At 63.8% G+C, this 11723-nt stretch carries 13 protein-coding genes and 1 tRNA gene; 9 read left to right on the forward strand and 5 right to left on the reverse strand.

The features are described 5' to 3' along the window. Nucleotides 1-85 precede the first annotated feature (85 nt). Together ACWFRB_RS01730 and ACWFRB_RS01735 are read right to left on the reverse strand one after the other, a co-directional pair. Nucleotides 86-1285, reverse strand: coding sequence for a branched-chain amino acid ABC transporter substrate-binding protein (locus ACWFRB_RS01730; RefSeq protein WP_452638373.1), 1200 nt, complete (start codon nt 1283-1285; stop codon nt 86-88). A gap of 319 nt (nt 1286-1604) precedes the next feature. After that, complete coding sequence (locus tag ACWFRB_RS01735) at nt 1605-2216, reverse strand: ANTAR domain-containing response regulator (protein WP_452638374.1); 612 nt, start codon at nt 2214-2216, stop codon at nt 1605-1607. A gap of 106 nt (nt 2217-2322) precedes the next feature. Between ACWFRB_RS01735 and ACWFRB_RS01740 the strand changes: the two genes are divergently transcribed. From ACWFRB_RS01740 to ACWFRB_RS01765, 6 genes are all read left to right on the forward strand, one after another. Then, nucleotides 2323-2396: transfer RNA gene (locus tag ACWFRB_RS01740), tRNA-Leu, on the forward strand. A gap of 188 nt (nt 2397-2584) precedes the next feature. Then, nucleotides 2585-2941 (forward strand): hypothetical protein, encoded by a 357-nt coding sequence (locus tag ACWFRB_RS01745; protein ID WP_452638375.1) that lies wholly within the window; start codon nt 2585-2587, stop codon nt 2939-2941. 443 nt (nt 2942-3384) lie between these two features. Beyond that, the gene (locus ACWFRB_RS01750) at nt 3385-3618 is read left to right on the forward strand and encodes a hypothetical protein (protein ID WP_452638376.1); all 234 of its coding nucleotides are present in this window, start codon (nt 3385-3387) and stop codon (nt 3616-3618) included. A 366-nt stretch (nt 3619-3984) separates the two neighbouring features. Next, nucleotides 3985-4713 (forward strand): hypothetical protein, encoded by a 729-nt coding sequence (locus tag ACWFRB_RS01755; protein WP_452638377.1) that lies wholly within the window; start codon nt 3985-3987, stop codon nt 4711-4713. Nucleotides 4714-4833: 120 nt separating this feature from the next. Continuing rightward, nucleotides 4834-5358, forward strand: coding sequence for a hypothetical protein (locus ACWFRB_RS01760; RefSeq protein ID WP_452638378.1), 525 nt, complete (start codon nt 4834-4836; stop codon nt 5356-5358). 264 nt (nt 5359-5622) lie between these two features. Then, complete coding sequence (locus ACWFRB_RS01765; RefSeq protein WP_452638379.1) at nt 5623-5859, forward strand: hypothetical protein; 237 nt, start codon at nt 5623-5625, stop codon at nt 5857-5859. Between the two features lie 169 nt (nt 5860-6028). On the opposite strand, the gene ACWFRB_RS01770 is transcribed toward ACWFRB_RS01765, so the two are convergent. The 3 genes from ACWFRB_RS01770 to ACWFRB_RS01780 all read right to left on the reverse strand — a co-directional run bounded on the left by ACWFRB_RS01770 (nt 6029) and on the right by ACWFRB_RS01780 (nt 9440). Next, entirely contained in the window at nt 6029-7471 is a 1443-nt protein-coding gene (locus ACWFRB_RS01770) for a PIN domain-containing protein (protein WP_452638380.1), read from the reverse strand. A gap of 281 nt (nt 7472-7752) precedes the next feature. Then, entirely contained in the window at nt 7753-8223 is a 471-nt protein-coding gene (locus ACWFRB_RS01775) for a hypothetical protein (protein WP_452638382.1), read from the reverse strand. Next, nucleotides 8160-9440: a PIN domain-containing protein gene (locus tag ACWFRB_RS01780; protein WP_452638384.1), complete on the reverse strand. Its 1281-nt coding sequence runs from the start codon at nt 9438-9440 to the stop codon at nt 8160-8162. The genes ACWFRB_RS01775 and ACWFRB_RS01780 overlap by 64 nt, the downstream gene beginning before the upstream one ends. 1186 nt (nt 9441-10626) lie before the next feature. Here ACWFRB_RS01780 and ACWFRB_RS01785 point away from each other — a divergent pair. From ACWFRB_RS01785 to ACWFRB_RS01795, 3 genes are all read left to right on the forward strand, one after another. Further along, nucleotides 10627-10911 (forward strand): hypothetical protein, encoded by a 285-nt coding sequence (locus ACWFRB_RS01785; RefSeq protein WP_452638385.1) that lies wholly within the window; start codon nt 10627-10629, stop codon nt 10909-10911. Nucleotides 10912-11113: 202 nt separating this feature from the next. Beyond that, nucleotides 11114-11347 carry a hypothetical protein gene (locus ACWFRB_RS01790; protein ID WP_452638387.1) on the forward strand — a complete coding sequence of 78 codons (234 nt, stop codon included), beginning with the start codon at nt 11114-11116 and terminating at the stop codon, nt 11345-11347. A gap of 74 nt (nt 11348-11421) precedes the next feature. After that, complete coding sequence (locus ACWFRB_RS01795) at nt 11422-11661, forward strand: hypothetical protein (RefSeq protein WP_452638389.1); 240 nt, start codon at nt 11422-11424, stop codon at nt 11659-11661. The last annotated feature ends 62 nt before the right edge of the window (nt 11662-11723 follow it).

Below are 11723 nucleotides of genomic sequence, written 5' to 3' on the forward strand. Positions count from 1 at the left end.
TTCAAGGTCGGGAGGCGCTACCGCGCCCCGACGACGCAGCCGGGGCCTGCACTGGAGCAGGCACCCGGCTGCGAGATCCGTTCTGTCAGTTGACCTTGTAAATCTGGATCAGGGCGTTGGACAGCTCACCCTTGTCGTTCCACTGGTACTTCTTGCCGACACCCTGCCCGTCGTAGTTCTTGACGAACTCCAGCATTCCGGCGCGGTCCTTCACCCCGGAGTCGATGGCCTTGAGCATGATCGTGGTCAGGTCGTAGCCCTCGACCGAGTAGACACCCGGCGCCTGGCCGTTGAGCTCCTCGTACTGCTTCGCCAGCGCGGCAGGCGCCGGGACGCAGGGGCAGGTGAGGATCGCGCCGTTCGCGGATTCTCCTGCCTGCTTCACGAACTCGGGATCGTTGGTGCCGTCACCGGAGGAGAAGGTCGCGGTCACCCCGCCCTCGCGAAGCTGGGTCACGAACGGCGCCGCCTCGGCGTAGTAGCCCGAGTACCAGACCGCGTCGGGCGACTCGCCCTTGATCTGGGACACGGTGGCCGAGAAGTCCTTCTGACCGGTCTTGACGCTGGCCGAACAGGCGGGATCCGCTGCGGCGCCGAGGGTCTCGGTCACCACCCGGGCCAGGCCGACGCCGTAGTCGGAGTCGTCCTGCACGACGCACACCTTCTTCGCGCCGAGCGTGCCGGTGAGGTACTTGGCGACGACCGAACCCTGGCTGTTGTCGTTGCCGAGGCCCCGGAAGAAGGTGGTCCAGCCGTTCTCGGTCAGCGTGGGATTGGTGGCCGACGCGGTGAGGAAGGGCAGCCCGCTCTGGTTGAAGATCGGGCCGGTCGCCTTGGTCTCGCCGGAGAAGGCCGGTCCGAGCAGCCCGACGATCGACGCGTTGCTCACGATGTTCGGCGCCACCTGGGTCGCCTTCTGCGGGTCGCCCTCGGTGTCGAAGGTCTCGATCTCGACCTGGCAGTTCGGATTGGCCTGGTTGTGCTTGTCGAGGGCGAGCTTGGCCCCGTACAGGATGTTCTGCCCGAGCGCGGCGTTGGCGCCGGTCAGCGCGCCCGCCATCGCAAGCGAGACCCCCGAGCAGGTGGCGTTGCCGCTGCCCGCGGGATCGGCCGCGTCGGTGACGTCGGCGCTCGCGACCTCGTTGCCCGCCGAATCGAGCAGCACCCCCGGCTGAATGCTGAGCGCGCTCGACTCCCCCGTCCCGCTGGTTTCCGACGATCCGCCGTCGGTCGTCTTGCTGCTACAGCCTGCGACGGCTAGCGCTGCTGCGACTCCAACGATCAACGCGCCTCTCGCTGTACGACGGTGCACGTCCCACCTCCGAAATCTGTGCGCCCCGGACAATTCCGGAGGGGCCGTCCGCCAGCCCGGACAAAACATAACCGTGCGGCAATGCCCGTGCATCACATTGAAGTAGTTCGCCGCGCCGTCCCAATTTCGACGGGCAAACTATACGACCGACCAAGAATGGCACCACAATGGAGAAACCGCAGGTGAAGGCTGAATTTGCGGTGACCGCACAATTTCGTCACCCAATGCAGAAAGGGCGAATCATCGCCCCGAAACACTTCGTTAGCGCAATGGTTACATTGCGTGTCGCGGGCTATTTCGAGTCGAGCGTCTCGATCACGATCTGGGCGACGGCCTTCATGGAGGTCCGCCCGTCCATCGCCGCCCGCTGGATCCAGTTGAACGCCTCCGGCTCGCTCAGCGACTGCGACCGCATCAGCGCACCCTTGGCCCGCTCGATGAGCTTGCGCGACTCCAGCCGATCGGCCAGCGTCGCGACCTCCCGCTCGAGCGCGGAGATCTCGGCGAACCGGCTCGCGGCCAACTCCACGGCCGGCACCAGATCCGCCTTCGAGAAGGGCTTGACCAGATAGGCCATGGCGCCGGCATCGCGGGCCCGCTCGACGAGTTCGCGCTGACTGAAGGCGGTCAGGATCACCACCGGCGCAATGCGCTTGGACGCGATCTCCGAGGCCGCATCGATCCCGTCGCGCAGCGGCATCTTCACGTCCATGATCACCAGGTCCGGCCTGAGCGTCTCCGCCAGCTCGACCGCGCGCTGGCCGTCGCCCGCCTCGCCGACCACGTTGTAGCCCTCCTCGCGGAGCATCTCCACCAGGTCCATCCGGATGAGGGTCTCGTCCTCGGCGACCACCACTCGGCGGGCGACGGCGCCGTCACCCTGCGCGGCCGGAGCGTTCGTCATCACCAATCCCCCTCGGTCGTCAGCCTCGCCCGAGTCAGGCGCCGCACCATTGAAGGGTACCGGTGCTTGACCCGTCGACACGATCTTCTACAGTGGACAACCGCCAGCCCTCGTATCCCAATTGGCAGAGGAAACGGATTCAAAACCCGTGCAGTGTGAGTTCGAGTCTCACCGAGGGCACCGAGTTTGACCAGGTCAGAGCTATTTTTGACCTTCTGAAGTTGCCCTCTTGCCCCACATCGTGGGGCCGGATGGGGCAAGAGCGTGTCCTCACCTGGGGCTTTGTGTCCGTTCACCCTCACAAATGAGTGACCCCCGCCAGCGTTACAGCGCTACGGGGGTCGGGACACGAACGGAAGCACCCACCCATGCCCGACATCAACGTACCGCCTGCGACCGACAAGCGTTCGCCGACCCACTGCGTCACTGCCGCAATCGAATCCACATACCCGGTTCCGGTCGTCATGGGTACCGCAGGCAACCACGAGGATGCAGTCGACCTTCTCTGCCGGTTGATCGCCACCGCGCACGGCATCCACGGCGAACGCCCCGTAGAGACCTGGCAAGACGGAAGCGACGCCGTCGCCCGCTGGTCTGACGGCACTCATCGCGTGGACCGGGATACCTTCACCGAGTTGCCCGCAGCCGAGCAGCGCATCGCGCTGGTTCACCTGTCCCTGCACTTTCCTACCCCGTTCGCGGAGGCCCTCGACGCAGCCGCCTAGGACTCTGCCCGTCCTCCACGACCAGCTTCGTGGGGGTACGGAGTGAGCCCTAGGCCCGCTCGTCGTCCACAGTGCCGCCCGACGCAAACCAGCGGCACCCGGTGCTCTACATGCCCTGCACCGGCAGGGACACCCGTCCTGAGGGGTGCACACCACAGGTACGGGTCCGACACCGAAGCTCGTCCATCTCAGGTGGGCGGGCCGTCGGCGTTGGCCTGACGCGATACGGGGAGGTGGTTCGTGGGAATTCCGGGGTGGGGTTACAGCTTCTGCCACCGCCAGGTGTCCGCGCCCTAAAGTCCACCGCCCATCCATTGCACAAACGTCTCAAATCAGAGCCATCCGCTCCATTCATAGACCCTCTAAACCAACTGCACTGCAACAACACTCGACAATCAGGAATCTGTCGGGTTCGATCCACCCACCGCAAGAACGGAACTGCCTTGAGCATCACCACGACCGACTACTGCCCCACCATCGGCCACTTCACTGCGACCACCGACACGACCAACACCGTCGACGGCCCAGTTACGGTCTCGTACGACCGCTCCACGGCCGGGAGTCTGTTCACCATCGAACTACCCAATTGCGACTTGATTCTCACCGCCGAGCAGATGCATGCAGTCCTGCGTCTGGTCAACACCACAGCGCCGACCCTCACAGCAGCATCATCCTGAAGGGTTCCAGCCGAACTGACGCATGTGGCGGTTCAAACCCGATGACGTACGACAGCGCATGGAGGCGCGGTAGGCCCCTTTCACGCACAAATTGCCCCCACCTCGCCACGCCAGCCAGGTGGGGGGGTTGTGTCGGATGCGCCATGTATAACTACGCCCGTGAACGCAGACCTGCTAGGTGATCCAATCAAGTTCGCTGAGCGAATCATTCGCATCACCCAACGGGCTCAGCGCGCATCCGCTCTCAAGCCGTGGGGCCTGAATCCCCAGAACCCAGACGATGGTAGCCCGCTAGAACTAGCCGACCGAGACTGGATGCGCAGCCTCGGCGGAAGAACCGTTCAACTGGCAGCACTGTGGCCAATCATGGCCGCAACAGACACCGTGTCGTCCGCTGGCAATCTCTTCCTCAACGTGATGGAGAATCTCACCCGGCCCGACCAGGAGAACCGCCCCAGCCTCAGCGCAGCATCGTGCATGTCGCTGATCAGAGCAGCGCTTGAGTCGTCATCGCAAGCGATCTGGCTTCTCAGCCCACCCGACAGGTCAGGACGACGCGCACGAGCAATCGGGATGACGATTGACGACAAGTCGCAGCAGTTCAAGTTCGCAAACGAAGAGGTCGGGCACCTGAGCACCGGAACAGTGAAGGCGTCGACCGAGGAAGCGAAGGACTACCGGGAGGCCACTAGGGGCCTCCAAAAGGAAATCGAGTTCCTGAAGACTGTCGAGCACGAGAAGGTTCGCTCATCGCGGACGACACTGGGACTTGTTGCCGAGTGGATCAACGGGAACGTGCCAGCCCACGACTCCGGGGAACTCGACTCCAATGACCTCAGCGCAGGATTCAAGCGCGTGTACGCCACGAGTTCCGGCATCATCCACGGGTATCAGTGGGTGACGGACCACACACGAGACGGCGACTTGTTCGGACTATTGGCAGACGGTTTCGCAGCAGCCGTGAATCTCACGGAGTGCGCTGTGGCGCTTTACGAGGCCCAATCCATCAATCTCCGAGACCCTGGCGCTCGCGAGCGACTCTACCCAGAGCTCTTGGAGCCGACGATTCAGCAGTGGGCGAAGCTCTACCAGTAGCGCCCGAGCGACCTTGGCGCGTGGAGGGGTGTTCTCCGCCTTCGTCCTTCCATCAGTCAATCAACCGACAGGCTTGACAATCGCGCACCACTTGACCTCAACCCGTGATATCTCTCGTCCATGATCAGTCTTGGAAATGAGGCCTACACAAGTGGCATCAAGCACGTCAGCGTTAGATCGAACGAGGCACCTGTTGCACTCACATCTGCACTGCTCGCCATCACCGGTGGAGAACTCCCGGAACAGTCCTATGTCGAGTACAAGTTCGATGACAATCGGACACAATGGGCCGCACTGTGGATGACGAAGGGCACGTTGGTCTACGCATCCACGACGTTCGACAAGCGCCACTGGACCTTCGGCGGACAAGACAGCTCCGAGTATGAAGCACCGGTAACGGCTTGGATCAGACCCATCTCCGCGATCGACTCGATTGCTATCGAAAAGCAGAGCGCCTGGCACGACCGGACATCGAACGAAATCAGTGCGACGATCGTTTGGAATGTCAGCTTCGCAGTTGGGGGCAGCCAGGACACGATCCGGTTGCCGTTCTTCGAAGACCCGGCCGACGAACAAAGCGATGATGCGGCCTCAATCGTGGCAGAACTTCGGAAACGCTGGCTGGAGGGCGCAAACGCCCTCTGAGTGAATCGCCTCCGCGCCGTTCCCATGCGCAGAAGCGATCAGGCACGTCGGCCCGCCATCGCCCTCCTTTGCGCCCTTCTCGTCCTCGCACTTCCCGCCCTCGTCTTCGGCATCATCGGTACTCAGCAGACCGCCCGTCGCGACGAGGATGGTTGGGGATGGCTTTCGCTGGCATGGTCATCGGCGGGGTAGAACTCGTCGTAGGCATCACTACGTAGCCCGAACACCGCCCCGTACGCGGCCACCCCTGAGGGGCAGTCCGCGATGGCGACGGTCACCCGGGAGGACCAGATGGTCGCGTGGGGCCAGAACTACGGCGCCCGCGCCGCGGACTGGGGGCGCGACACCGTCAAGGAACTCATCGACGACGTCACATCGCCCCTCGGGCTGGGGATCTCCATCGGACAGATGGTCACCCAGGACGTCCCCGAAGCCACGACCCGCCTCGCGCGCCTGCAGAACATGCACGCACGCGGCTACACCCGAACGATGGGGAGGTGAAGCGGAGTTCTCCAGAGATCCGGGCCAGCCTGAGCGATCGTGACAATGTGCCCGCCAGTCTTCTCGCTGGCGGATGAGCACGCGAGCGGGAGACGGCACGAGCTCCTCTTCAAGACCTGAGCAAACCTGCGGCCACTAACAACCCGAGATCCCCACCATCCCCCGATGGCTACGACGAGCTCGGTCGCTCTCGCCCCAGTCTCTCAGCTTCGCGCAACACCGCCGGATCGATCCGTTCCAACACCTTTTGGCCTTCTTTTGCCCGCTTAACAAGATCGGGGTTCAATCGCACTGCCGGGATGCCGAGCGTCGCCGCCTCATCAGCAATCCTTCGAGCATTCTTGAACTGCGCGGGGCTGAGTGCCGGGTCCTTGTACGGTCCGGACGTGGCATCGGTCGCGGGCAGTGACTGGACAGCTCTGGCGATGAGGTCGACCTCGTCCGAAGTTGGATGGTCCAGAAGATATTCAGCGACAGAGTCAATCAGCCGCTGGCGGTCGTTGTTCGACACGTCCGGGCCTTCGCGAAGTCGCTGCGCAAGCCGCTCGATTCGTCGATCTTTCTCCGCCTGAAGGCCGAGTGAAGCGTTCTCGACCAGGACAACGTCGGACAGGGTCAGATCGTTAATTGCTCCATCCTTCGCGAAGGCGAGTACGCCCGATACCTGAAGGGTTCGGTGGTCCATGTCAATTCGGGTGCCGTCGCCCCTGCGTTCGATTGACTCGGTGACCACGTTCGCCGGGACCTCGAAGCGGACAACAAATCCGTCGGCACCAGTGTCCGCAAGCCCGTTCCACTCGGACTCCTCGAATCGCGCAACTGCGAAAACGCGGCATGACTCGATGATCGGGAAGTGCCCACCTGGCGCCCCGGCGTTGAGCTCCAAACCGTCGATCGAGTTCGTGAGGAGTTCATGAAAGTCAGACTTTGATACCGCGCTGAGGACCTCGAACCACTTCTCCTTCGGCACTGGCGCTTCCCGCTCTGCGAGCTCTGCCAGGAGGGTCGGCACGTCAACGTGCCACGACACGCGCTCCTTGAGGCCACGTTCGGAGAGATCCTCGACGAGGTCGTCGTGCAACACGCGGTTGTCCTCATCTCCGCTGCCAAAGTCGCTGGTGTTGTTGCTGACCCAGTAGACGACGTGCCCCGGGTTCGTCTCCGCGACGTCGAGGACGGTGAGCCAGTTGAGGGTGTCCCGGTAGCCGTCCTTCTTCTCGTTGCTGTCGAATGGTTTGCGAAGGAGGACGGCACGGCGGGCCACGATCAGGTGCTCGATGGGCGGAGGGTCGATGACCTCGATGCCGAGTCCGGCGAGAAACGCTCGGACCTCCGAACCATATTCAGCGATTCGTGCGCGGATCACCTCGATGGCCGCAGCCCTGGCCTCCTCAACGCCCGTGAAACGGGACTGCTTCTTCCCGAGCCCCCCGGCGTGCGTGATAACGCTCAGCATGTCGCGGTTGTGGTGCTCAACTGCTTCGAGGACCACGAGCTCGGGAACCAGGACCCTCGCTCCATGGCGTTTCGCCTCGATCTTGAGCTGATCCCAGAACCGCGCCCGGAGCGCAGGGTCACTTAGGACGACGGTGGTGTCGAGGACGATGATCATGGGCAGATTCTGCCCATGATCAGCGATCAGGCCAAACCTCTCGCTGACGGGCTTGTCAGCGCCTCGACGGACTCATCAGAATCGCCGCTACCGCAGGCCTCAAAATTGAAATGCGCCAATACGAAACAGGCTGAGGACTAACAAGAAAACTACGGACTCGGTCTAGAGGAGGGCCGTTGACCTCGAGGATGCCTCGAGGTCGTCGTCTCGGACCGGAAGGAACTCGCGGACCGGTCGCAAATCTTCGTTGCGCAGGTGCCGGACCTGCGCCCGTCGACGGGTTAGTTCTCGACACCCAGGCCCTCATCGTCGCCAGGAACCCCGTCCACGTCGTCCTCGCCATTGAGCGCGGATCTCGCGGCTTTGGCCAGCCGATCGGCGGCTCCCTCACTGACTCCGCCCATCGCGCTCGCGGCGCCGGCGAGCTTGGCGAGGTCCGCTCCCGCGTTGATCCCGGTGAAGCCGGGAATCCTCGTCACCTCCCCGAGCCCTGCCAACTCGGCAATCTTCCCGACTCCGAGACCTTCCGGAGGGATCCCGAGCCCTGATATCTTCCCGATCTTCACAGTGTCGCCGAGGCTCGAACCAGCCAGCTTCCCGATCTTCACAGTGTCGCCGAGGCTCGAACCAGCCAGCTTCCCGATCTTCACAGTGTCGCCGAGGCTCGAACCAGCCAGCTTCCCGATGTTCACAGTGTCGGAGAAATTCGACCCAAGCAGCTTCGCGGTGTTGAGGGTGCCTGTGGGAGACACCGTCCCATCATGGTGCCGAGGTTGAAATTGTCCGACAGGCCAAGACTCTTCGTGCCGAAGACTTGGTTGGTGAGCGTGAGATCCGCTGCGCCAGCGCGGTTGTGCGCCAGAATTTCAGCGACACTCATCGTCGCTGAAGCGACGCCCAACCTGCGGCTCGTCTCGGAACGTCGCTGCCACGCCGCGTGGCCAGGATCGCTTTCGAGGGCAACAATGTTAGACACCGACACGCTGGTCACCGCTCCCTCATGGGTCAGGTTCGCAACACCAGTAATCCTCAATGCCTTGTTATCGAAGCTGAGTCCGGCGCCGGTGTCCGTGGGCTCGGCGAGTTCCAAACCGACGTGGGCGATTCCCGTGAAGCGAGCGACGAGGTCTTCCTCACCCGATTCAGCAAGGCCATCCCACTCAACCTCGTCCAATCCTACGAAGGACGAAATCTCCGCAGACTCGGTTCGCGGCGGCAGCGCCGCATCTCGGGGACTCACCCCGCGGCCAAGAATCTCGCTCGACAGGAGCCGTGCGAGTTCGAGAAGGTCAACTCTTTCGAGAACAAGTGGCTGCTCTCCCTCGGGGACCGGCGCGGTGCGCCCGGCGAGCGTCAAGAGAAGGGTGGATATGTTGAATTCCCATCGCACACGATCGGCCAGGTCGCGGGCGCCGAGTTCTTCCGCGATCTCCTCGTGCCATGTCGGGGTCTTTTTGTCACCGTTCCCAAAATCCGCCTGGTTCTGACTAATCCACCACACCTCGTCACCGGGATATTGATCAGCGAGGTCGAGCACGGTGAGCCAGTTGAGTGTGTCTCGATACCCGTCCTTCCTGTCGTCCGCGTCGTAGGGCTTTCGGAAGGAAACCGCCCGGTTGATGAGTTCCATGTGGTCAACGGCAGCAGGTTCGATCACATCGACACCCGATTCCTCGAGGTGTTCATACAGGTCCGCCTCGAAGCGGTCAGCCTTGGCGTGCAGGGCGTCGATCGCGGCCTGTCGCACGCCGTCGAGGCCGAATCTGTTGTCGCGCTTGCCCAGCTCCGCAATCTGAGGCTTGAGCGCAAGGATCGTTCGGTTGTGGTTCGCGACGGCTTCCACGACGACGACTCGGGGGACGACGATCCGTGCCCCTAGATGCTTCGACCTCTCGATGAACTGCTGCCACCAATGGGCCACGAACTGCGGGTTGCTCAGCAGCACCGTGGTGTCGAGGACGATGATCATGCGGCGATTGTGCCCGGGATCACCACGACTGCCAAACCGTTGACTGTTACTCCTCGGTCGGGATCCTTCCCCAGCGCGCCCGCTTCGGCCGGCCGCGAGGTCGAGCGCCGCCTCCCTCTCGATCGGGTCGGAGCCGGCAGATCTTCGTGCGCCAGCCTCCGTTCCTGCCTCCAGCGGGCGGCCGCGCATTCACGGCCTCGAGTCGGCCCCGCCGCATACGATCCCGAACACGACGAAAAGGACCATCGGGGAGATCGAGGGGATCAGGCCGGGAGCTCACTTCCCGGACCGTCGGGCCGCTCACGACGCGGGCATCCACCGTCCAACGCAAGCCGGCATATGGGGAACTCCCGATGCGCCGCTAACTTCGCGGCCGTCCACTCAATATCCTTACGGAGCACTCGCCGGACAGCCGGGCCTTCAACCTTGTCCAGAAGGGCGTGCTCGCGCTCGATTCGCGCCACCAATCGCCGCTCGCTTGACCAGTGCTGCCACGCAACCGGCACTCCAAGCAGTCCAGTCAGCACTCCAACCAGAACCCCCAATGCCTGTATTACAGTCATCGGCGCCTCTTAGAACCAGTCACTGACTCCCCTAGCGCAGATGCGTGCTCAGAAGCGGATCTTGTCGACGATGCCGCAGCGCGCGGCTCACTCCCGACTCGCGATTACTGGACGTAATGCAACAGCGTCGCGGTCCCAAACGTGGTCCCGCCGCCCGAGGATGCCAATGCTCCCAGATGCACCCGGCGACACTGTCCGCACTAGTTTCGAGCAGGTGGAGCGCCCTTTCGGGATCCGATCTGCACCCTCCTGTCAGCACCCAAAAGGAAGTTCGAGTCTCACCGAGGGCACCACGAAGATCCGGGTCGAACCCGTGCTCGAACGGACCCCATGCGGCATATCGACGGTCGCACCGACCGCAGCCGGAGTCGAAAACGACTTTGCATCAACTTCTTTCGCCCAATCCACCCGGATCCGCGACACCGGTCGCCGACGTGATCACGTGCGTGAATCGAACGATCCGTGGGCGTATCCGCGACACACCCACGTATGCATCGACTGCCCCTCGCAATAGGCCCGCATCAGGCGCACGATAAATGCAGGACTCGGACCGTCGACAGCGGACCGTGACCGCAACCGTGCTCCCCGCGCGAGGCCCGAGCCTGCTGCTCTAGGAGGACGTCATGAACACCATCACACTGCGCACGGCGACCGCTGCGGCCCTGATCGCGCCGGTACTCGCGCTCGGAGCAGGAGCAACGGCCGCCGCAACGGCGTCAGAGCTCCCCGCCACTCCCCCGGCCGTCGCCGACACGACACCCGTGTCCCCCGATGCGATCACCCCGGTCGTCATGCTGCAGGGGCAGACGACCTGGCAAGGCGCACTCGGCACCGTCCTCGCCTGTGCACCCTGGGGACTCATCCCGCTCATCGGACCGAACGTCGCGTTCCCAATCTGCCTCGCCTGAGACACCACGACGCGCGCCCTCCGCCGCGGGCGGGTTGCCATCGGCATCGAGAGGGCGCACTGTTGATCACAGCGCAACTGCACGCGAGCGGCGCATGTCAGCGCAGTGCACGCCGACCCGGCGTCCCTTCGCTGGCGTCAACATCTGCCCAGGTCGGGGTGGGCTACATGATCACGCACGAACACGTAGTTGAGAGACCGCCATGAACAGGACCGCACGTCGCTCGGCGCTGGCAGCATCGGCCGCCGCATTCATGCTCATCCTCGGGTCGGGAATCGCGGCCGCGGCCCCGACCACGGGACCCACCACGGAGCTGATCCAGCCCGTCGTCCGCCTCGGCCAGACCGACCCCGTCGCCGCTTTCCTCGAGTGCGCGCTGACCGGGTTCATTCCGCTCATCGGGCCGAACGTCATCTTCCCGATCTGCCTGGCCTGATCCGCGACGCCCGCCGCCGAGGACGGCTCGATCCCAATTCGGTTGCGGCGCCACCACGCCGATACGGTTGCACCATGACGAACGCCGGCCTTGCCGACCGTGCCTGCCTCCCGATGGGCGACGGCGACCGCGTCCGCCTGTTGCTCGACATCGTCGAGCTGGCACAGACCCGCGTCGGACCCGACGAGGTCAACGACCTCGCCGGGCCCGCGCTGGCGGCGCACGGAGTCGCGCTCACCCAGGACATGGCACGGGGCTGGAATCTGGCCCTCGAGATCCTGACCCGCACCCTCGAGGCCCGACTTCCGCAGTGACGCCGCCCGCACGCGGGGATGGTGCGGCGCGAACCCCTCGTGCGCACCGAACCATCCCCACG

This window comes from Rhodococcus sp. NPDC055112, from assembly GCF_053607505.1.